Raw genomic sequence first — 22,200 nt, 5'->3', positions numbered from 1 at the left:
GCGTGATCAGCGCCCTGTGTGGCCGAAGCCGCCGGAACCGCGCTCGGTGGGAGCCAGCTCCTGCACTTCGCGCCAGCGTGGCCGCATAAAGGGCTGAAAGATGAGTTGGGCAATGCGTTCGCCATTGGCGATGCGGCGTTCCTGCCCGGAGGTGTTCAGTAGAACCACCAGGATTTCCCCCGTATAGTCGGGATCGATGACGCCCACGCCCTGGGCCACGGTCAGGCCGTCGCGCGCGCCAAGGCCGCTGCGGGAGTAAACAAAGCCAGCAATGCCCGCTGCGCGGGGCTGCACGGCAATGCCCGTGCCGATCTTGAGGCGCTGGCCAGGGGCGATAACTGCCTCTGCGCCCTTGTCGCCAGTGAGGCAGGCGCGCAGGTCAAAGCCCGCGGAACTGCTGGTGGCAGGGGCAAAAAAATCGTCGCCGTCCTGGGCGTAAAGCTGACGGGCCTCAGGGCGGACAAAGGCCACATCCACAGTGCTGTCGGCCTGCACCGCGTCGGGCAGACCGAGCACGTCGTCCAGCAGCATGGACGCGCTTTTGGCAAAGCCATTGGTGTTTTGTGAATTGCTCATGGCCGAGTAGTAGCGCAGCTTGGGCTTGGGGGCAAGCGCGCCGTGTGCGTCCGTCCCGGACGGTTTAAAAGCGCATCAACGATGAGAGCGCTGGCGCTTTGAAATGCTTTGTGGGGGAGGGACCCTTTTGGAAAAGGGTCTCCTCCCCCACGCCCCCACCCCCTAAAACTTTTGTACGAGAGCGTAGTGCGCCGTAATGTACGTGGATTCTGCCTAAAACCGCATTCTTCGGCCCAAAGAACACTTTGAAATGTAAAGCATTTCAAAATTAATTTGCTCTGGCTTGCCAGAGCAGGTTACGAATGAAAAAAGTTAATTGCCCTGCAAGTATTTTCAGATAAATCCTTGCTGCGAAATGTGAGTACCGGGCTTTTGCCTGCCGTACGCGAGCATTTCAAGTGTTAAATGCTCTACTGGTGCATTTGTATGGTGAATTTGTGCGGCCCACGCAAAAAGGGGCTCCTGCCTTGCGGCTGGAGCCCCTTTCCCGGCGTTGCGGCCGGTGTTTCCTGTGGGAACGGGTTGGGCGTCAACGGGAATATGGTCTTTTATTCATAAGAGCGGTCAGGGTTTGGGTGGCTGCGGCAACCGCGCTGCCCGAAACTCATCCGCACTGCCGAAACGCATCCATTGCGGCCCGGACTGCGATAAAAGACCCCCGCTGGCTTTAGGCCAGTTTGGACAACAGGGTTTCCTTGATGGACTCGATGCTGCCTTCACCGTTCAGTTCAATGTATTTGGTCTTGCCCTGAGCGGCAAGATCCTTGAAGAAATACGCGGCGGCCAGGGTGCCGTCAGTGGTGTTGTAGTAAATGTCGTGGCGCTTGTTGATGGCGGCCTCGTCCTGGTCGTCGGAGCGGCTGGAGAGAGCGCCGCCACAGACGCGGCACACGTCGCCATTGGGTTTGATGGCCTCAATGAAAATGTTGTTGGGGTGGTTGTTGTTGTTCTTGCACAGACGGCGGCCCATGATGCGGTTTTTGGCGACTTCGCGCGGCAGCAGGATTTCCACCACGTAATCCAGACGGATGCCTTCTTTCTTGAGGGCGTCCCACAGTTTTTCGGCCTGCACCATGTTGCGCGGGAAGCCGTCCAGCAGCCAGCCGTGCTGCCCCTTGGTCTTCAGGGTTTCAAGCACCATGGGAATGGTGATGTCGTCAGGCACAAGGTCGCCACGGTCAATATAGGCCTTGGCTTTTTTACCCAGTTCAGTACCGCCGCCGATGTGTTCACGGAATATGGCGCCGGATTCGATGTGGGCGAGGTTATACTTCTGCTTGATGAGGTCGCCCTGGGTGCCTTTGCCGCTGCCGTTGGGTCCGAAAATCAGAATATTCACCGTTACTCTCCTTGGCGGAACCGCAATTTTGGTTGTGCAAAAAAGAACACGCAATGAACCTAGCCCCTAAGGCCGCTTCTGTCAACGGGAGACAGGAAGAATAGTCGACAGGGCGTTGAGGCTCTGTACCCGAACCAGCTAATTTATCAGCGAAAGAGTTTCCATGTGCCTTCGACAATACCGCCGAGCACATCCACAAATCCCTTGGTAATGTCGCCAAGGGTGTTCAGGATAAACGTGCCCGCGCCAATGGAGGTTTTGGTGTTGCTCAGGCCGCCGTAAAGGCGCAGCGGAAAGTCAGGAACGTTCTTCATGCTGACGTTGAAATTGCAGTCCAGGGTCTCGCTGTTGAAGTTGATCCAGCCGCCGCCGCCAACCTGCAGCCCCGGCCCCTTGAGATAAAAATCACTACTGCGCGCCACGCCATTGGTAATGCTCCCGGACGCGCCCGAAGCGGTAATCATCGTGGGCTTGCCCTTGAGCTTGCCCTCCGGCGTTCTCTGCTGGTAGGAGCCGTTGAGCACCTCGACGCGCCATTTGCCGTTGAGCAGGGCGGGCAACTGATCCGGCCCGGTGAGGTTGGCATGCACCTCCGAGTGGATGGAGCCCCTGCCGCTGAGTGCGGCTGCGCCGCCCCTGGCATTGCTGGCGTCCGTCAGATCAAAGTCGTTGATGGTGAGGGTATTGGCGAAGCTGAGGCCCCTCGTGAAGTTGATGGAGACCCTGCTGACGATGGGCGCGCCGTAAAACTGGCCGGTAATGGAGTCGGACGTGAGCTTGCCGTTTTCAAGTTTGTACTTGGAGCGCAGGTTTTGCACCGTGAAGCGCATGGCTGTGAGCTTGTTGACGCCAAATTCGCCGGAAGCGCTGAAGCTGCGCATAAAGCGGAAATCCCACGGTTTGCCCTCTGACTCGCCGGATTTTCCCTCATTGGCCTTCATGTAGCGGTCAAGGTCAAACTGGTCGGCGGTGAGCTTGAAATTGAGGCTGACCTGGTCGCGCCAGTCAAGGTTCAGTGTGCCGGTGACGGCGCTCTGATCCAGTTTGGCCCGGATTTCGCGCAAAGAAAGGGAATTGGGGTCGCCCCTGAAGCGGGTGTCCATTTCGATGCTGCTGAAGCCCTTGGGCATGGTAATCTTGCCAAGGCCCGCCAGGCGCAGGGTGCGGGCCATGTCGGGGCTGTACGCCGATACCTTGCCCTGCCACGAAATCCCCTCCGGGGCGGCGGTAAAGCTGGCCTGGCCGTGGGCCTCCACGCCCAGCGCGGTGAAATGCCCCTCGGATACCGAAAATTCATTGCGGGCCGACTGGCCGCTGAAGCGGCCCGAGGCCTGAACGTGCACTCCTTCGGGATTGAAAGAGCGCTCCGCGTCCATGCGCAGCGAAAGCGAGCCGGGCAGATTGGTGAAATCCATCTGTCCGCCATCGGCCCCGTCGCCGCTGAACCACAGCCTGCCGTTGATGTCGGTCGCCATGTCCAGCCCGGCGGCGGCCATTGCCGCGTTCCATTGCCCCTCAAGGCCGAGCTTCTGGCCGTCCCAGGCCGCCGTGCGTACCTTGAGGCCAATGTCCAGGGAGGCAAAGGCGAACGTGGTTTTTTTGCCGCCGCTGATACGCGGCGGCGCGCGCAGAAAGCCGTTCTCCGCCCTTGCGGTGACGCTGCCGCGCAACTTGCTCAAAAAGACGTCCAGTTCGCGCCCCTGGCTCATGATGTCCACATCGGCGCGCAGGCGGCCGCCGCCCACGGGCATGACCTTGAGGTCTTTGCCCAGGTTTTCGCCATTCACGTCGCGCGCCCGCAGGCGTATGGAGTAGGGTGTGCTCGTGTCGCCGCCAAGGATGGTTTCGCCCTTGATGCTGCCGCCGTAAAGCTTGCCTTCCACAAGCAGCAGGGTGTCTTCAAGGCGGCTTTGGGCGTCGATCAGCCCTTGTCGGATAACCACAAGAGCGTCATTGATGATGATGGTGCCGTAGTCCACTTTTTTGGCGGCCAGGCGGATGTTGTAATCCACGCCGATTTCGCCTGGAATGACGGGCCCGCCCGGCATGGGCGTGAGCGGCCCGTACTCGAATTTGGGCTCTTCGGGCATGTCGCCCACGGCTTCGGGGATGGCGCGCCCAAGATTGACGTTCTCGGTGGTCATGTCCAGGGCCACTTCGGGCTTGTGCCAGTCGGCCACGCCGCCCGATCCTGTAAACCGGGCGCCCGCCGCCGTCACTTCAATGTGCGGTACGCGCAGCCCGGCCGCGTCCATGTCAAAAACAAGCAGTCCTTCAGAAAGTTCGTCCAGGGACAGTTGCAGTCCGGGGGCCAGATTGCGGGCAAAACCCAGCCAGCGCGTGAGGCTTGCGCGGTGCAGGTGCAGGCTGCCTCCAAGGGCGGGGCCAATGGGGCCTTCAAGCTGCACTGCGCCGTCAAAGCTCACACTGTCTGGCCCAAGGGTCAGTTGCAGTTTGTTCAGACTGACCGCTTGCGGGTCGGCGTTGCGCCATGCTGCGCCGCCCGCGAACTTGAAGGGAATGCTCGCCCCATCCTTGGAGATGGAGCCGCCGAGGTCGGCCGCAAAAGTGAGGCCCTGTTTGCCAGGGATGATATCGGGCGTCAGGTTGAAGGAAAATTTCAGTTCGGGCAGCCAGTCCGGGAGGCGCAATACGCCGCTGCACGCCATGCGCGGGCTTTTGCCCAGGGGATCGACAAGGCTGGTTTTGCCGTCCACATACAGGCTGTCCAGGCGCATGGGTTGACCGTCAGCGGGCGCAAGCGTGGCGGCGGCCCATGAGAGGGTGCCCTGGATGTTGTCGCCCGGTTTGGCTTCGAGGTCGCACTGCGCGCCCTCGATGACGAGGCTTGAGCCGTCGGCCCCCAGGATGCGCAGCTCGCCCTGCTGCACCGCAAGGCGACAGCGTCCCGGCAATGTCGCCGCCCCGCCGCTGCCAGAGGCGAGCAGGCCTTTCAGATCCATGCCGGGGCCGAGGGCCACGGGCACGGTTCCTTCCACGCGGGGGCGCAGGAGGGAGACATTGCGAGGTTCAAATCGCCCTTGAAGAAGCGCGGCAAAATCGGGGCGCAACGTGGCATAGGCTGTGGTAAAATGCCAGTTTTCGCCTGTGACGGTGGCGTTGCTCACGGCCAGTGCCGGCACGGGCAGAAGGGCCACGCTGACGGCGTCCACAGAGATGGACAGCCCGGTACTGGCCCGAAGTTCTTCGATAAAATGCCCGGCAAGGGCCTCGGGGTTGCGCTGCAACAGGTAAAAGGCCCCCGCCGTCAGGCCGGACAGCAGGAGGAGGAGCGCCAGGAGGATGCGCGCGAAAAGGCGTAGGCGGCGGGCATTCAGAAGCATGTTGCAGTCTCTCGTCTTGACGCGGCGAAGCGTCGAGGCTAGGTTTCTAACCTATTGTATCTTGTCTTTATTGGCAACTGTATGACATGCAAAAGACTTTCTGACAGTTACCGGAGAACCATGCAGCGTATTTTATGGCTGGGGAGCCCTTTTTTCGGTGTGGAATTGCACGCTGGCGGCTGGCAGGACGTGGCCCTGCACAATGTTGGGGGCGATCGCGCCTTCGGCTGGGAGGACCTTGTGCGTCTGGCGGGGTTTGTGCCCGACGTGCTGGTTGTGGGCGATAACAGCCGCCCGCCCTTTGTGCTCGGGGTTGAAAAATTTCCCTGCCTGACGGTTTATTACAGTGTGGATTCGCATATCCATAGCTGGCAGCCTTTCTATGCCCAGGCTTTTGACGCCTGTATGGTTTCCCTGCGTGATGACATTCCCCGGTTCCACGGGCCATTTCTTGCTAAAGACAGGGTGTGGTGGTCGCCGCCCTTCGCCTGGGCGCAGGATCAGCCCGACCCCGACGTGCAGTCCGTATGGGACTGTCTTTTTGTGGGCACTGTTTCGGAAAACACGCCCCTGCGTTCAGAATTTTTACGCGCGCTTGGCAGTCAGCTCCCCGGTCTGCACGTGGAAACGGGGAGCTACAGGCGGCTTTTCCCCCAGGGGCGTGTGCTGCTTAACCATTGCGAGCGCGGCGACCTGAACTTCAGGACCTTTGAGGCCCTCGGTTGCGGCGGCTGTCTTGTGACGCCCCGCGTGGGACACGGTTTTGCCCAGCTTTTTGTGGACGGCGAGCACCTTGTGGGCTACGCGCCCAACGATGTGGGCGACGCCCTTTTTCGCATAAAATTCTTGCTGGAACACCCCGACGTGGCGGCCCACATTCGCGCCACAGGGCTGGCCGAGGTCAATGCGCGTCACCGCGCGGCCCACAGGGCCCAGGCTTTTACCGACAACATCTGCGACCTGTGGACCTGCGGACACCAAGAGCTTGTGGCCAGCCGGATTGCCAGGAGCGATGCCGTGCTTGAACAATGCCTCAAGCTGCTCTATCTGCACTGGGCCGAAGAGTGCGTTTGCCCTGACGCGCGCAGGGCGTATCTGGCTGCGGCCAAAGGGCGTTACGGCCTTGCAGGCCCTGAGGCCTAGGCCAGTCTAAAGCCGGGTCGCGTTAGAGCAGTTTACGAATGAAATGAGTTAAATGCTCTGCAAGGATTTTTCTGAAAATCCTTGCCACGAAATGCGAGTAGGCGGGCTTTTGCCTGCCGTACGCGAGCATTTCAAGTGTTAAATGCTCTAGCGTTGGGCCTGCGCCGCATCCATAGGGTCAAAATGCAGATCCAGCGCCGGGTCAATAGCTGGCGCGCCAGCCGGGCGCGGCCCCTGGCTCTTGCCGGCAGGCGGGTCAAAACTCAGGTGCAGCAGGGGATCATTGCCAGCGGTGGCGACGGCATCGGCCGTGCGTGCCGTCAACCTGGCGGCCCGCGTCTGGTGGGGCGCAGTCTCCTGCGGGTTCGAGTCCATGTCCAGCGCGGTTTCCATCGAGAAAGCCGGGGAGGCATAATCCTGCTGCTCTGGGGCATTGTTGACGTTTGCATCAGCGGCGCTTACATCAGCAGCGGCAGGCTGGCTGCCGTCCGGATAATCCAGGCGCGACTCCAGGGTGCGCAGCATCACCCGCAACTGGGAGTGCTCCTCGCGCAGTTGCCGCACCAGCTTTTCCTGGCAGCGCAGCATATAGACAAGGACGGCGAGAATGCCGAAAAAACACAAAAAAATGAAAAGCATTATGGAAAACATGAAGGGCCTCCAAAAGTACGGGCCGGGATCGCCCGGCCACGTTGGGCCGTTATATACGTTCACCCCCGCCGGGGCAAGGAGCATTTATGGCCGCGCAGCATATTGAGCCGCATCTTGTTATGGCGGACGAGCAGGGCAATATTTACGATGATGAACGCCTGCTCATGGTCTGTCGCAGGGGCGCGCAGTGGGGGCTGCCGCGCCCTGACGAACTCATGCCCCTGCCTGAGGAAAGCGAATTTTTTCTGCTGCCTGGCCGACAGGCCGTGGGGCTTGACCCCGAAACCGGAGAAATAGTGCCGCCCGAAGGCGAAGCCCAACTGGCCGTGGCGGCTTTTGCCGCCCCCGCGCACACTCTTTCGGCGCATCCGGCCTATGCCAGCAATCCCGGCGCGCCCCTGCTGCCCCTGTTCGCGTATGGGGCCATTGGTTTTGCGCGTGGGCGCTTTTATATCTGCGCCCGCAAGGTCGATACGGATCAGCGTCAGGTTTTCAGCCGCATCCCGCGCCACCGCATAGAGCAGGGCGCGCGCGGGCTGCTGCAGGATTATCCCAAGAACCGCCTTGTGCGGCATATCCTGGATAATTGCGTGGCCCGCTACGACTGCCCGGCGGCCCGAAATTTCGCCCTTGGCCGTTACGAAGCGCCCCTGCCCACGTCCCGCTCCTGCAATGCCCGCTGTGTGGGCTGTATTTCCGCCCAGGACAAGGACTCGCCCGTGGCCGTGACGCCCCAGTGCCGTCTGGCCTTCACGCCGGAACCCGCAGAAGTGGCCGAGGTCATGCGCATTCATGCCGGACGTGAAAACCGCGCGCCCATTTATTCCTTCGGGCAGGGCTGCGAGGGCGACCCCCTCATGAACCCCGACCTTCTTGAGGAAAGCATAAAATTGTTCCGTTCCGGTGGCGGTTTGGGAACCATCAACTGCAATACCAACGCCTCGCGGCCCGAGGCCGTGGCCCGTCTGGCCGAAGCCGGGCTCACAAGCCTGCGCGTGAGCATCAACAGTGCGCGCCCTACCCTCTACGAACGCTATTACCGGCCTGCGGACTACAGCCTGGACCATGTCTGCGCCTCCATACGCGAGGCGCGAAGCCGGGGCATTTTCGTGTCTCTGAACCTGCTCTTCTTTCCCGGCATCACCGATACAGAAGAAGAACTGGAAGCCTTGGCGCGCATGGTGGGCGAAAACGGCGTCAGCATGATCCAGTGGCGCAATCTCAATATTGATCCCGAGTGGTACTTTGACCTCATGAAGCGGGATATGGAAGACGGGGGCAAGCTTGAGCTTTCGCCAAGCATGGGCCTGACCCAGTTTATGAAAAGGCTGAAAAAGCTCTGCCCCTGGCTGCGCCATGGCTACTTCAATCCCTACGTGGGCGAAAAAGCGGAACTGACGGCCCCCATGCCCGGAGCATGGAGCCTGCCGGAACCCCGCGCCAAGGAAGGCGCGCTGGCTCCCGGCGAAAGCGCCTGCGTTGATTTGGAGTAGTGTTATTTTGAAATGTTTTGTGGGGGAGGGACCCTTTTGCAAAAGGGTCTCCTCCCCCACGCCCCCACCCCCTAAAACTCTTATTGAAACGCTACTGCACCGGCGGCCTCGCATTCAGTGGCAGTGCATGCTGACGAACGAATCCAGATGACCGCACCTGCGATTGCGCCCGGTGCCCGCGCATCCGGGGGTTGCGTAGCGTGGCGGCCGCATATCTGGCAATAGCGCATCCCTGGCTGCTGTTGTCCGGCTATTGTTGTTTGGCTATTGTTGTTTGGCTATTGTTGTCCGCTGGTGCGTGCTGGCTGCCTATGGCGGCGTGCAAAAAAGAATTTATAAATGTGACGCTGGTCACAGATGTTTTCCTGACCCTTTATAAGCTGAAGACGCTGGCCCTGGCTGGCGTCTTTTCAGTTCAGGGGCAGCGGGGCAGTCTGTTTTGAAAATGACCACGCCCCGCCCTCCAGGGATTCCAGGGCTGGGCAGCGCGGGCGGACATTCCCCGGCCAGCACATGGTTGACGTGCGGCTGGCGCGCCAATGACCGAAAAATGGTCTTATTGACGGCAAACAGGGACTCTTTCGACGAAACCTGCCAGGCTTTGGGGATATGGGCTTGACACAGGCGGTGAACCTAATTATTTCACTTGAAAATGAAATTCATTTTATAAATGTCCGGCCTTTGGCCGGAAGGAGCGCACCATGAGCAAGGTTATGATTCTGTTTGGTTCCAGCACCGGCAATACCGAGAGCATTGCCCAGAAGCTGGAAGAGCTTATTGCTGCCGGCGGTCATGAAGTGACCCTGCTGAACGCCGCTGAAGCCGCTGCCGAAAACCTGGCCGACGGTTATGACGCCGTGCTTATGGGCAGTTCGGCCTGGGGCATGGAAGATCTGGAACTGCAGGACGACTTCGCCCCGCTTTTTGACGAAATGGAAAGCATGGGCCTCAAGGGCAAGAAGGTGGCCGCCTTTGCTTCGGGCGATATGGAGTATGAACACTATTGTGGCGCTGTGCCCGCCATTGAAGAAAAGGCCAAGGGCCTCGGGGCCGAGATCATTTGTGAAGGTCTCAAGATGGAAGGCGACGCCTCCAGCGATCCCGACGCCATTGCCTCCTTTGCCGAGGATGTGCTCAAGAAGCTGTAGAATAGTCATAGCACTGTCTGGCAAAGCGTAGCGGCAGCCCGGTAGTTACGGCTGCTTCGGCAGATATGCCCGCGAGGCCCGAAACCCCGGCTGGTTTCGGGCCTCGCGTCGTTTTCTAGGGGCCGTGCGGGTTTTGTCGTGGCAAAGAGGGCCGGTACACGGCCGGCATAAAAAAAGTTGTTCATATGCTGGCTTCACAGAAAAAGACGTGGCAAAATACATTCACGGCCCTGGTGAGGCTTGCCAGACCGTAGTTGATGTGCAAAAAGCGGAACTCTGCCCGCGCGGTGCCGCCGCGCTGCTGTGCTTTCAACAAAAGAGAATGCTCATGTCCATTTTGGTTTGCGGTGGAGCTGGCTACATAGGCTCCCACAATGTGCGCGCGTTGCTGGCGCGCGGCGAGGACGTTGTTGTTGTGGACAATTTTTTGACCGGACACCGCGCTTCCCTGCCTGACGGCGTCAGCCTGTATGAAGGCGATATACGGGACGAGGCGCTGCTGGATCAGGTGTTTTCGAGCAACAGGGTGGATGCCGTGCTCCATTTTGCCGCCAGTTCGCTGGTGGGTGAAAGCATGGAGCAGCCGCTGAAATATTTTCACAATAACGTCCACGGCATGCAGACCCTGTTGGAAGCCATGGTGCGCAACCGTGTGGACAAGATAGTTTTTTCATCGTCGGCTGCCGTCTACGGCGAGCAGGAGAGCGTGCCCATCGATGAGGACGCGCCGCTGCACCCCACCAATCCCTATGGCGAAAGCAAGCTCATTATGGAGCGCATGATGCACTGGGTGGGCAAGGCCCACGGCATCCGCTTTGTGAGCCTGCGGTATTTCAACGTGGGCGGCGCATGGCCCGGCGGCGCCATAGGCGAGGCCCACAATCCTGAAAGCCACCTTATTCCCCTGATTCTCCAGGTTCCTCTGGGCCGCCGCGATGTGGTGACCATTTTTGGCAATGACTATCCCACCCCTGACGGCACCTGCATCCGTGACTATCTGGATGTTATGGATCTGGCGGACGCGCACATGCGCGCTCTGGACTATCTGCGCACAGGGGGCGGCAGCGAAATCTGCAACCTTGGCAATGGCAAGGGGTTCAGCGTACGTGAAATGGTGGCGGCGGCCTGCCGGGTGACCGGGTATGATATTGGCGTCACCGTGGCCACGCGCCGCTATGGCGATCCCGCGCGGCTCGTGGCTTCGGCCGACCGCGCCAGAGAAATTCTCGGCTGGCGGGCCAGGGCGGGCATCGACCAGATCATCGCCTCGGCCTGGGAATGGCACAAGACCCATCCTGACGGGTTTTCTTCCTGACAGTGCTGCCGCGCGCAACGGCATTGTTATCGTGAAATATACGGCGGCCGCCTGCGGAGGGGTCGCCCGCGCAGGGCAGGTATTTTCGCTGCTACGCCCGCCTGGACGCTCCCTCACGCTATGGCGCGGCCCTTTTGCCCCCCCAGTTTCCTGAGGCTGATGCCTCTGCCCGCCGTGAAGCATTGACCCTGTCGGCAGGGTAGTTATTGTACTGGTAACAGTGAGAATGCCATGCGTGATCATGTCCTTTTTCTGATTCTGGCCGTGTTCTTGCTCTGCGGCCTGTATTCCGTAGTCACGGCGACAAAAGCAAATGCCGCCGTCGCTGATTCAGCCAGCCCTTCACAGGAGGCTGCCATGAAGCCCACATATCCCATGCCGCCTCTCAACGCGCGCGAGGCGGACGTTATCTTGCGCAAAGGCACGGAGGCCCCCAACTCCGGCCAGCTTACGAACAACAAGGCGGCAGGAACCTATGTCTGCCGACAGTGCGGCGCGGCGCTGTACAGTTCAAAAGATAAGTTTGCGTCCGGCTGCGGCTGGCCGAGCTTTGACGACGAATTGCCGGGGGCCGTGCGGCGGCTGCCCGATGCGGACGGGAGAAGGGTCGAGATAGTCTGCGCCCATTGCGGTGGGCATCTTGGTCATGTGTTTGAGGGCGAAGGCTTCACGGCCAAAAACACGCGCCACTGCGTCAACTCGCTGTCCATGGCCTTTTACCCCGCTGGCAGTCCTGAAGAAGCCAAAGCCCTGGCGCAGCGCGCCCAGACCGCCGCGACAACAGGCACGGCCATTGTGGCGGGGGGCTGCTTTTGGGGGGTGGAGGACGCCTTCAGGCGTATGCCCGGCGTGCGTGACGTTGTTTCTGGCTATACGGGCGGCCGCACGTCAAACCCTTCCTATGAAGACGTGTGCCGGGGCGACACCGGCCATGCCGAAGCCGTGCGCATTGTCTTTGATCCCGCGCAGATCACGTATGAGCAGATCCTGCGCCGCTTTTTTGAAATCCACGATCCCACCCAGCTGGACCGTCAGGGCCCCGATGTGGGCGATCAGTACCGCTCCGCCGTGTTTTACCTCGATGCGGAGCAAAAGGCCGTGGCCCTCAAGCTCATGAACCTTTTGCGGGAAAAGGGCTATGACGTGGTGACGCGCCTTGAGCCAGCCGGGCCTTTTTATGAGGCCGAGGCTTATCACCAGCGTTTTGCCGAGCGCATCGGGCGGGGCCGCTGCCACATGTCCGTGCCGCGTTTTGATGAACCCGCCAGAGGTGGCCGTTTTTGAAAAAGTGTAAATGCTCTAACATTGCACGAGAGTGCAGCGCGCCACAACGTGGCGTGGATTCAGCCGGAAATCGCATTTTCGGCTGAATGAAAACTTTGAAATGCGAAACATTTCAAAGTTGATCTGCTCTAGACAGTGTCGTCGAAATATTTTGTGGGGGAGGGACCCTTTTGGAAAAGGGCCGCCTCCCCCACGCCCCCACCCCCTAAAACTTTTATTCTCTGTTGCCAGACCAGATGACAACGACAACGGCACGGAATGCTCCGTGCCGTTGTCGTTGTTGTTCTGTGAAGTTTCGCCGGACTGCCGCCGGACTGCCCGCCGGTTTGGCAACTGATTTGGCCGCTGATTTGGCCGTCGAATTGCCGCCGGGCGGGGCCGCCGCGTTATTTTTTCAGCTTGAGGTTGGGCGGCACCAGTTTGATGTATTTGTCTGTGGCGTAGGATGACGTGCTGACTCTGGACAGTTCGTCCTTGCTCAGCCGCCCCAGGCTGCCGAAAAACCTGGCAACATCCTCAATGTCTTTCTGCGCGCCACTACGCCCGTTGGTCTCGTCAAAAAGGCTCTGCTGCTCGGCCAGGGGCAGCACCTGATGGCTCTTTATGTCCCGCCGCAGCAGTTCTTCATCATAGTCCTTGCCTGCCCATTCAAGGTAAAAGCGCCGGTAATCCTGCAGAAAAGTTTCAGGGCTTTTGCTCATGTAATCATCCACAGCCCGAAAATATACCGTGAGAAATTTGGCCGTTATTTCAGGATTGGCCTTGGCATACTCCGCATCGGCCACAAGGTAGGTGTAGCTTTCCTTGCCGCAATATTTCAGGTCTGCGACGAGCACTGCGCCCTTGTCCAGCGCTAGATACAGTTGCGGCGCCCACAGGGCGGCCCCGTCGCCGATATGGTTTTCAAGACTGGCCACCACCAGCCCCTGCGCCATGTCGCGGATGCTGATGTCACTGTCCTGAAGGCCAAGCGTCTTCAACCAGATGGAGAGAACATAGTGCGCCGAGCTGATGTCGGTAAGCACAAAGGTTTTGCCGCGCACTGTGTCCGGGCTGCCGAGCACATTGGGGTATTCTTTGTTCCAGCCCCTGACCTTGGCAATGGGGCTGTCGGCAGGCACCACCACGCCATTGGCGGCAGCCTCGTCCACACCTATGGCCATGGCGACGACATTGTGGCGCATATTGCCGAGAATGGCGGGGATTACTCCCATGCCGGCATACACCCATGCCCCCGTGGAATGGGCATTGAGAATTTCCGAGCCGGAATTGTACTGATTAATTTCAATATCCAGTCCGGCTTCTCTGTCCCACTTCTTTTCTTTGGCGTACCACATGAGAAACGTTTCAAATTCGTCCACCCAGGCGGTGGGAACGCGCACCAGTCTGGCCGCGTCCGCTCCGGGCGCGGTGAAATGCAGCAGCATGAGGGTGGCGAGAAACAGGATAATATATTTTTTCAGCATAATTTTCTCCCGGAAAGATGTGGAGACGCAGGAAGGCGGACAGAGTGCAAGTGGAGAATGTTGGGGGGATTAGAGCAATTTCATTTTGAAATTGCTCTGGCGGATGCATGAGCTGACGCCCGCCGCAGAGGCGTAAGCGCAGCTTCAGGCAAGCCCGCAGGAGCGGGCAACGGCTACCGCGAGAGTGGATATTCGCAATGCGAAAATGCTCTAGGGGTACAACCCGCGTGGGCCCGGCTTGAGGCGGGCATAATCTGTTTACCTGTTTTTTTATTTTGCGGCAATGCCTGAAAGGCGGGGCCGGGCGTTCCGTATGTCTTCAGTTGAAGCTTCCGTCACCACAGAGCCTGCGGCCCCACAGGTACAGGGCCGCAGTGCACAGGGCCGTGACCAGCAGCGCCGGGCCGAATGAACCCGCGTATTCGCGCACATTGCCCATGAGCAGGGTGAGCAGCACATTGATGAGGCAGGCGACGGTAGCCATGAAGCCCACTCCGGTGGCCACAAGCCCCGGCCCTGTGGTGCGGATGGTCAGAACAAACACCGCAGCGTAGGTGCCGCCGCAAAAGACGGCCAGGCACACGCCCGCCGCCAGTGTGGTCAACGGGCCGGGCATAAGGGCCATGGCTGTGTATAGCAGGGAAATGCCGAGCACAAGGCGTGTCAGCAGCTTGTGGAGGCCGCTTCTGCCGGCCATCTCTCCGCCGCCAATGCGGGCAAAGGTTCCGGCCAGAAGCACCACTCCGGTGGCAAGAGCCCAGTGTTCAGGCCCATTGTTCTGGTCGCGGTCGGCAAGAACAGTGGGCAGCCAACTGCCCAGCGCCGTGATGGTGCCGAAAGAAAATCCGTGGCAGCAGCCGAGAAACCAGAGCTGTTTTGATCTGGCGACGCTTTTGAGAGCCAGCCAGATGCTGTTGTCAGTGCCGGACATGGTTTTTTGCCGCAATGAGTCGCGTGGCGTCCAGAGCAGCGCGAGCAGCAGCAGGGCGGGCATCAGGGCCACCATGATGTAGCTCACCACCCACCCCTGAGCCTCGAAAAACGGCAGCACAAGATATGGAACCATGGTGCCGAGGCTGAAGGCCGCGCCCTGCATTCCCTGGGCGCGGGCCAGAAACTGCGGTGGGGCCAGAACCTTGACCACCGAAACCACGCCAAGAAAAAGCATGGCCGAGGCCATGCCCACCACTAGGCGCATGACTATGGCCAGGGCGAGGTTGTGGGGGGCCAGAAAGGGCGCGAGGGAACAGACGGTGCAAAGGATGGTCGAGATCACAAGAGAGCGCAGTATGCCCAGCCTGTCGATAATCAGCCCCGCCGGAATCTGGGCCAGGGCGTGCGTCCAGAAAAGGGCGCTCAAAAGAAACGACAGTCCGCTGTAGCCCACATGAAAAAGTTGCATGAACTGCGTGGCCACTGGCGGAATGTTCATGAACATGAAACCGATTCCCAGGCAGCCAAGTATGGGAAACCAATAATACACGGGCATCAGAATTCTCCGGGGTCGCCGCGTCCTTGCGCGGCGTCACGCTACAGGCAGTCGCAGAGTGTTCTTTCGCGCAGGGATTTCAGGCGGATGCCGCCGTTCTCCAGTTCGCCGCGCAGTTCGCGCAGCCTGCGGTCCATGCCTGCCGGAACATTTTTGCCCGCCCATGTGCGGAATGGTCCCATATCCGTGATGTCCACGCCGCCGTTCTTGAGGTCGCGTACGAGGATTTCCTTGCCCTTGAAGTTGCCCGAAGCGGCGGCGGCCACCAGGTCATACACGGCGTCGTCAGCCTTTTTGACAATGGAGGTGATCACGCGCCCCGGCAGTCTGCCGTCCTGGTTTCCGTCAAGCCCTATGACATACGCGCCACGTTTGGCGGCTTCTTCCAGGGCTGGCCCGTTGCCGAGCCCGCTGGCCAGCACCAGAATGTCCGCGCCCTGATCCAGCAGTTCGCTGGCGGCCTTTCCCCCGGCGGCAGCGTCCGTGAAGGAGCCCGTGATCCGGTTGATGACGCGCACCTCCGGGTCCACAAGGCGCGCGCCCTCCACGAAGCCGTTGAGCAGGGAGCGCATGGCGGGCACGTCTTGCCCTGACAGCCAGCCGATGGTTCTGTCGGCATTGATGCCGGGCAGGGATGTCTGCGTCGTGATCATGGCCGCCGCCGCTCCGGCAAGATAGGCTGCCTGCTCGTCGGCAAAGGTTATGCACATGATGTTGGGCGCGCGTATGCCCGCATCAATGCAGCCAAACAGGGTTCGCCGGTAGTTGGCGGCATTGTTGCGCAGGGCTTCGTGCAGCCGGTCAGAAGCCACCAGCACGAGATCATGGCTGGAAGCGGCATTGCGGAAAAATTCCTGGATGGCGGCGGTGTCGGCCTGGGCCGGAGCCACCAGAACTTCGGCGGCAACAGGCAGTTGCCGTGCCCGTTCAAGGCCGCGCAGCAGGGCGTCGTTCCAGCCGCCGTCACCGCCGGGATGTTCCAGCAGCAGGGCCACGCGCAGCGGATGCCCGCCGGCGGCAGTGGCCGTTTCCGCCGCGTATGGGGAGCTTGTGGCGCAGAGGGCCAGCAGTATGAGGCAGAGCAGGAAAAAGACGGGGGACGGAACAAAAGGCGATTCACTGTGGCGCATGGGCGGTATTCCTTAGGAACATTGATTTAAGAGGCTCCTGGAAACGCGCAGTTGTTTCGTTTGGCATGGCGCGCTCTTTTTTTGAAGCAGGAGTGGACTCTTCCGTTTTCGACTGTCTCAAAAAAAGTGAAGCAACGCCGCCAAACGGAATAAATCAGCGTTTCCCTTAAACACGTAATGGGGACAAACGGCCGGGCGGCAAGCATACGCCCGCGTGCCGCAGCCCGCAATACCCGGACACGCAAAGGAAATGGCGCAGGTTCATCTGGCTTGCGGATATTCAACCAGCAGTGGCATGCGCGCTTTTGCGCGCAATTTTTGGGCGGTGGCTGCAGGTGCGGTTGTAAAATATTTGAAGTTCTTTCTTGACAGTACAATGTGAAATATTGGACAATCAAATCATCGACAGCAAGTGTATAAAGAAAATTTTCAAACAGACATTTTTGTGAAATGGACGAGAGGGTGAACAGCATGTCTGCGGAATCATTGCCCCTATGGTTTGATGTGGCCGCGATTGAAAAGGCCTTGACCCGGCAAAAGGCTCCAGACGCCATCGAGCTTCGCGATATTCTGGATAAATCCATGCGGATGGAGGCCCTCAACCAGGATGAAATCGTCGCTCTCATGCGCGTTGATGATCCGGTGGGGCATGAGCGCATTCTTGCCGTGGCGGACGAGGTCAAGCAGAAGGTCTATGGCGACCGCATGGTGCTTTCCGCGCCGCTGCACCTTTCCAACCATTGCGGCAGCGAGTGTTTGTACTGTTCCAACCGGCGGGACAACGGGCTTGTGGAACGCAAGTACATGACCTCGCCGGAGATGCGCGAGGCGGCGCTGAAGCTTATCCGCCAGGGGCACAAACGCATATTCCTGGTCAGCGGGCAGTTGCCCAACGCCGATGTGGACTACCTGGCCGAGGCCATAAGCATTCTCTATACGCTTTTTGACGGTGTGGGTGAAATCCACAGCGTCAACGTCAACGTGGGGCCGCTGGAAAGCAGCCAGTACCAGGTGCTTCTGGACGCCTATGTGGGCACTGTCCTCATCTATCAGGACACCTACCACGAGGCCAGCTATCGCGCGGCCCATGTGTCGGGCCCGAAAAGCAACTACGCAAAGCGCCTTGCCGCTCCCGATTCGGCCTTTGCGGCAGGCGTGCCCGATGTGGGCATGGGCATTCTGCTGGGCCTTGGGCCATGGCAGTTTGACCTGCTCGCCCTTGCGCAGCACGCGCAGCATCTTGAGCGCGTGTATGATATGGGGTGCCGTACCGTAAGCCTGCACAGGATGCGTCCCGCCCCCGGCAGCCTCATGAGCGCGCCCTATCCGGTGAGCGATGCCAACTACCTGCGGTGCGTGGCCCTGGCCAGACTGGCTTTGCCCTATGCGGGCGTCATCCTGACCACAAAGGAACCTGCCGGACTCTGGCGCGACGGCTGTGGCGCCGGAGCCTCGCAACTGCTCACGGGCAGTGTGGCCAACCCCTATGGAGGATGGACCGTGGCCCCCGGGCAGCAGGTGCCCTTCCCCCTGGGCGAGGATTGCCATGTGGATGAAGTGGTGCGCTTTCTGCTTGAAGACGCGCGCCATTTGCCGTCGTTTTGCGCGGCGTGTCCGCGTCTGGGCCGCAGGGGCGAGGAGTTCCTTGCCATGGTGCGCGAGTGCGGCATGAAGGGGCAGTGTGGCCCCAATTCGGCGGCGTCGTTTATGGAATTTTTGCTGCATTACGCCACTCCCTATACACGCATCCAGGGCGAACGCCTGCTGGAAGAAAAGCTGGGCAGAATGTCCCTGCATGAGCGCGGCGCGGCGGATCGTCTGCTCAAAAAAGTGCGGGCTGGCTGTATGGACGAGTTTATCTGACGGCAGGATTCGGTTGGCGCTATGCCACACGGCAGGAGCCACGGCATGGCGCCAGGCAATTGTTTTACCGGCGTGATCAGGCGTTTTTCTTGCGGACCACAGGGGATTGTCTTTTGCCAGGCAGTCGCCAACCGTGCTTTCAGTCCCGGAACCGGCGGGACGCGATGGCCGGGGTGTGTCCGGGTTGCCTCAGGGCAACCGGGGGACGGGCTGTAGCATCCGGCGGCTCGTCCCCCAATTTTATCAGGGCCGCAGTATTGTCTCCCTCTGTCGGGCCTCTGCCCGGGCTCTCCCGTTTTTTCCGACGTCTCCTGTGTTTCCCCGACTTCTTACACGCTTCCTCGTGCTTTGTTGGCTGCCTTGCCCTGCTGACGTTTTTTTGTTCTCCAGCCGGGCGCGCCTGCGGCTTGCCCTGCCGTCCCGCGCAGGCGGGCTCAAGGGCGTTTAGAGCCTTGTAACTTTGAAAAAATGTACATGCTCTAACGCTGCACTAGCGATGCTGTCCTGCCCCGTAAGGCGGTTCCCGCCAACGGTTCAGGCAAGCCCGCAGGAGCGGGCAACGGCTGCCGCGAGAATGGATATTCCCAATGCGAAAATGCTCCAGAGCCAAAACCGTTCAGAGATCGGGTATTTGACGTGAGCGGCGGTGCGCGGTACTGTTGCAGATGGTTTATTCCAACCGCCGTCAGGCGGTTTTTAGCAAGGAGCATATGGCGTGAGTTTCGTACGGCGTGGCATTTATTTTGACAAGCAGGACAGGGATATCCTTGTGCTTGTCAACCGCATTCTGGAATCCGATAACAAACCTTCGGATAACAGTCTTTTTGACCCCAGCCTGCACCCGCATGGCATCAAGGAACTCGTCGCCACTCCGGTTTCACGCATGGCCTATGCCGTCATCAACCTGCTGCGCAATCTTCAGGTGGGGCGCACCCAGGCCAGAGACCGCCTGCTGGCCCTGCAAACCCTGTATGACGAGGTGCTCAACAGCGCGCATTCGATGCTGCGCCGCAATACGGCGCGCGTGCTCATGCAGATCATGAAAAGCATTGTGCGCGCTCACGACAACACCCTGGAGCAGCTCAAGCTGGCGCACGACTTCCGCCGGACGGTGCAGGGCACGCCGCGCGTTGTCCGCCGCATGCTGGCGCGGTATCATCTGCCGGAAATGCCAGAGGCATGGAACCAGATCGCCTTTGACGACCATGTGTACGATGCCAATACCAAGGGCCGCAAAACCCCGACGCATCTCATCATGGACGCCTGGATCAAGGGGCTGCGTTCGCTCACTGTGGCCTATGAGTACTGGGTGCAGCCCGACGCCGCGCGCGAAATTCTGCGCGCAGCCGAAATTACGGGCATTGCCGTGCGTATTGGCCTGGAATTTCAGGTGCCTTTTTACGGGCGCTTTGTAAGCGTGTTCTGGATACCGCGCGGCTTCAGTTCGCACGAAGATTTTCTGGAGTTTCTGCACAGCCCCAAGGTGGCGGAAATGATGAAGCGCGGCCGCGAAGTGCTGCGCTGGCGACGTGATCGCGTCCTGCACTGCCTTGCGTTGTGGAATGAGCACCAGCGCCCCAAGATGGAAGCCGCCTGGGGGGTGGAAATACCCGAACTGTCGGCAGACGAGTTTTTGCGTTTCGTGGGCCGAGGCCAGGCCAGCAGCCTGCATCTGGCTGAAGGCCTGCACCGCCATGTGCAGCCAGCCCTGCGCCAGCGCGCCGCCAGGCTCGCCGAGATTGACGACGCCGTTTCACGCGCCGAACTGGCGGTTCTTGAGCGTATGGGGCCCGAGCATATAGCCGAGGAATGGCTTTCCGCCGCCCTGCATCCTGAACTGCCCGATCTGGACAGTCCGCCGCCTCCGGAAGAGATGCCCCACCTCATGCGGCTTTCCCTGTTCGAGCTTACCCGCGAGCTGGCGGAGCTTACGCCGGGCTACCGTCTGGTGCTCTGCACTTCGGGCCTGAGCGTTGAGGACGTGGCCGAGCTTTTGTGGGATGCCAAGGGCAATATTACCCATCTGGAAATCTTCAACATGAAGAGCTGGATGGAGCGGCAGCAAGCCAACCTCAAACCCATCAGCGAATTGCAGCAGGCCTTCAATGAAGGGCTCGGCCCCCGCGTAAAGCAGATGATACGCCAGATGGCGCGGCGCATGCGCACCGTGGACGAAGAAAGGGCCGCCAAATTTCGCGACATACTGCACAACGTGCCCAAGCTGTGGGAGCACTACCGCCACAAGCCCCTGGGCTCGCGCCTTGGCACAAGCTCCGCCAGCCGCATTACCTACGGCATGGGATTTGTCATCAAGGATACCCTGCCCAAGGGGCGCTTTACGGCGCACAAGGGCAGGGGACAGCAGCAGTTTGAAATCCCCATCTGTTCGCCGGTGGAGGAAGTTTACAGCTACGCCAAGCCCCGTAATCCCTCGTCCTGGCAGCGGCTGGCCGCCTGTCTGCACTGGCTGCCCGGCTGCCGGCACCTGGGCCTGGAGCGCCGCAAGACCTGGAAGACCGCCAGCGAAGATTTTCGGGTGTGCAACCAGGGCAACGTCATCAATCTTGGCGGCCTCAGTACGACCACGGGCAATAACTTGCTTGGCAAAAAGCAGCAGGTCGATCCGGGGCGGCCCGGTTTCGCCTATCTGAACAGTTCATTCTGCAACTTGCTCAAGGTGTTGCTGGGCTTTGTGCCCGCCTTTTTCTCCTTTCTGTACACCCAGGACTGGTGGGTGCTCGCCTGGGGCGGCACCTTCATATGGTTCGGCATTACGGGCGTGCGCAACGTGATGCAGATGGTGCTGGCCGCCAAGGGGGCCACGCGCGATACCCTCCTGCACTGGAAGGATCAGGTCAGCATAAGCCGCTTGTGCGACTCGCTCATGTATACGGGCATCTCCGTGCTGCTGCTGGAAGTGATGGTGCGCGTATGGCTGCTGGACAGGACCATGGGCATCACCGTGGCCCATAATCCCTGGACCGTCTTTACGGTTCTGAACATTATCAACGGCTTCTACATCTGCGCGCACAACGTCTTTCGCGGTTTTCCCAAGGAGGCCGCCATCGGCAACCTCTTCCGCAGCGCCCTGGCCATTCCCGTGTCGTCCGTCTACGGCTACATGCTGCAGTATGGCCTTGAAGGGCTCGGCGTGCTTAATCCGGAAATCTATCTGGTGCCCAGCGCGGCGGTGGTGTCAAAGATGGCTTCAGACACGGTGGCAGCCCTCATTGAAGGCTATGCAGACAGTCAGGTGAACCTGCGCATGCGCCGCTGGGACTACAAAAGCAAGCTTAACAATCTCTTTGACTGCTATACGCGGCTGGAACTGCTTTTCCCGCATGAAGACGCCCTCATCAAACTGGCGCGTCCGGGGGGGCTCCAGGGCAGCGGAGGCATCAAGGGCAAGGAACTGGAAAAGGCCTTTATCGTCAATGCCCTTGACCTTATGTATATCTGGTTCTACCAGCCACGGGCGCAAGACGCTTTTCGGCAGGTAGCGCGCGCCATGCCCGAAGCTGACCGCAATGTGCTGGCGCGATCGCAGCTTGTGCTGACCCGTGAGCGCGAGATCAGCCAGCTTCTGGTGGACGGCCTGCTGGGACGCAATTTTTCCCGGCCTCTGGCCTTCTTTCTGGACAAACGCAAAGCCTACCTGCGGAGCCTGAGCCGCATGTGCAGACCCGGCAAGATGAAGGAGCCGGGCGGGCAGCGTTAAGGTTCGTTTTTTATTGAAAGACCTTGTGGGGGAGGGACCCTTTTGCAAAAGGGTCTCCTTCCCCACGCCCCCACCCCCTAAAACTTTCATTATAGAGCATGTTGCCTTTGAAAAAGGTCACGTGCTCTAATGCTGCGCGCGACCATAATCTGCTGCCCGCGCGGGTGCACGTTGCGGATGTGCCGAGCTCGCTGTTTGCCTTGCACTTCGCAGTCAGGCTGCGACCGTCAGAGCTGATCCC

At 60.0% G+C, this 22,200-nt stretch carries 16 protein-coding genes; 8 read left to right on the top strand and 8 right to left on the bottom strand.

The features are described from left to right. Positions 1 to 6: 6 nt before the first annotated feature. The 3 genes from dut to DESU86_RS04465 form a co-directional block, all read right to left on the bottom strand. Positions 7 to 531, bottom strand: a complete 525-nt coding sequence (gene dut / locus DESU86_RS04475; protein WP_179981713.1) for a dUTP diphosphatase — start codon at positions 529 to 531, stop codon at positions 7 to 9. Positions 532 to 1,243: 712 nt separating this feature from the next. Beyond that, positions 1,244 to 1,915: an adenylate kinase gene (locus DESU86_RS04470; protein WP_179979949.1), complete on the bottom strand. Its 672-nt coding sequence runs from the start codon at positions 1,913 to 1,915 to the stop codon at positions 1,244 to 1,246. A gap of 146 nt (positions 1,916 to 2,061) precedes the next feature. Continuing rightward, positions 2,062 to 5,259, bottom strand: coding sequence for an AsmA-like C-terminal region-containing protein (locus DESU86_RS04465; RefSeq protein WP_179979948.1), 3,198 nt, complete (start codon positions 5,257 to 5,259; stop codon positions 2,062 to 2,064). A 120-nt stretch (positions 5,260 to 5,379) separates the two neighbouring features. Here DESU86_RS04465 and DESU86_RS04460 point away from each other — a divergent pair, with 120 nt between their 5' ends. Further along, positions 5,380 to 6,402 (top strand): glycosyltransferase family protein, encoded by a 1,023-nt coding sequence (locus DESU86_RS04460; protein WP_179979947.1) that lies wholly within the window; start codon positions 5,380 to 5,382, stop codon positions 6,400 to 6,402. 147 nt (positions 6,403 to 6,549) lie between these two features. Here DESU86_RS04460 and DESU86_RS04455 read toward each other — a convergent pair whose 3' ends face one another. Then, entirely contained in the window at positions 6,550 to 7,053 is a 504-nt protein-coding gene (locus DESU86_RS04455) for a hypothetical protein (RefSeq protein ID WP_179979946.1), read from the bottom strand. Positions 7,054 to 7,139: 86 nt separating this feature from the next. Between DESU86_RS04455 and DESU86_RS04450 the strand changes: the two genes are divergently transcribed. From DESU86_RS04450 to DESU86_RS04430, 5 genes are all read left to right on the top strand, one after another. Beyond that, positions 7,140 to 8,546, top strand: coding sequence for a radical SAM protein (locus DESU86_RS04450; RefSeq protein WP_179979945.1), 1,407 nt, complete (start codon positions 7,140 to 7,142; stop codon positions 8,544 to 8,546). 200 nt (positions 8,547 to 8,746) lie between these two features. Continuing rightward, on the top strand, positions 8,747 to 8,989 hold the full coding sequence (locus DESU86_RS04445) for a hypothetical protein (RefSeq protein ID WP_179979944.1): 243 nt from the start codon (positions 8,747 to 8,749) through the stop codon (positions 8,987 to 8,989). 258 nt (positions 8,990 to 9,247) lie between these two features. After that, the gene (locus tag DESU86_RS04440; RefSeq protein ID WP_179979943.1) at positions 9,248 to 9,694 is read left to right on the top strand and encodes a flavodoxin; all 447 of its coding nucleotides are present in this window, start codon (positions 9,248 to 9,250) and stop codon (positions 9,692 to 9,694) included. Positions 9,695 to 10,022: 328 nt separating this feature from the next. After that, complete coding sequence (galE, locus tag DESU86_RS04435) at positions 10,023 to 11,009, top strand: UDP-glucose 4-epimerase GalE (RefSeq protein WP_179979942.1); 987 nt, start codon at positions 10,023 to 10,025, stop codon at positions 11,007 to 11,009. 231 nt (positions 11,010 to 11,240) lie between these two features. Further along, complete coding sequence (locus DESU86_RS04430) at positions 11,241 to 12,293, top strand: bifunctional methionine sulfoxide reductase B/A protein (RefSeq protein ID WP_179979941.1); 1,053 nt, start codon at positions 11,241 to 11,243, stop codon at positions 12,291 to 12,293. A gap of 386 nt (positions 12,294 to 12,679) precedes the next feature. On the opposite strand, the gene DESU86_RS04425 is transcribed toward DESU86_RS04430, so the two are convergent. From DESU86_RS04425 to DESU86_RS04410, 4 genes are all read right to left on the bottom strand, one after another. Next, entirely contained in the window at positions 12,680 to 13,759 is a 1,080-nt protein-coding gene (locus DESU86_RS04425; protein ID WP_179979940.1) for an ABC transporter substrate-binding protein, read from the bottom strand. Between the two features lie 319 nt (positions 13,760 to 14,078). Beyond that, positions 14,079 to 15,248, bottom strand: coding sequence for an MFS transporter (locus DESU86_RS04420; protein WP_179979939.1), 1,170 nt, complete (start codon positions 15,246 to 15,248; stop codon positions 14,079 to 14,081). 41 nt (positions 15,249 to 15,289) lie between these two features. After that, the gene (locus DESU86_RS04415; protein WP_179979938.1) at positions 15,290 to 16,378 is read right to left on the bottom strand and encodes a BMP family protein; all 1,089 of its coding nucleotides are present in this window, start codon (positions 16,376 to 16,378) and stop codon (positions 15,290 to 15,292) included. A gap of 26 nt (positions 16,379 to 16,404) precedes the next feature. Then, a complete protein-coding gene (locus DESU86_RS04410) occupies positions 16,405 to 16,851 on the bottom strand; it encodes a hypothetical protein (RefSeq protein WP_179979937.1) in 447 nt (148 codons plus the stop codon). Between DESU86_RS04410 and DESU86_RS04405 the strand changes: the two genes are divergently transcribed. Together DESU86_RS04405 and DESU86_RS04400 are read left to right on the top strand one after the other, a co-directional pair. Then, positions 16,850 to 18,241 carry a radical SAM protein gene (locus DESU86_RS04405; RefSeq protein ID WP_179979936.1) on the top strand — a complete coding sequence of 464 codons (1,392 nt, stop codon included), beginning with the start codon at positions 16,850 to 16,852 and terminating at the stop codon, positions 18,239 to 18,241. The genes DESU86_RS04410 and DESU86_RS04405 overlap by 2 nt on opposite strands. Positions 18,242 to 18,956: 715 nt before the next feature. After that, the gene (locus tag DESU86_RS04400; protein ID WP_179979935.1) at positions 18,957 to 21,959 is read left to right on the top strand and encodes a hypothetical protein; all 3,003 of its coding nucleotides are present in this window, start codon (positions 18,957 to 18,959) and stop codon (positions 21,957 to 21,959) included. Positions 21,960 to 22,200: the final 241 nt, after the last annotated feature.

Origin of the sequence: Desulfovibrio sp. 86 (assembly GCF_902702915.1) — a bacterium.
Classification (GTDB): Bacteria; Desulfobacterota; Desulfovibrionia; order Desulfovibrionales; family Desulfovibrionaceae; genus Desulfovibrio.
This window is presented reverse-complemented; position numbering and strand designations above follow the sequence as displayed.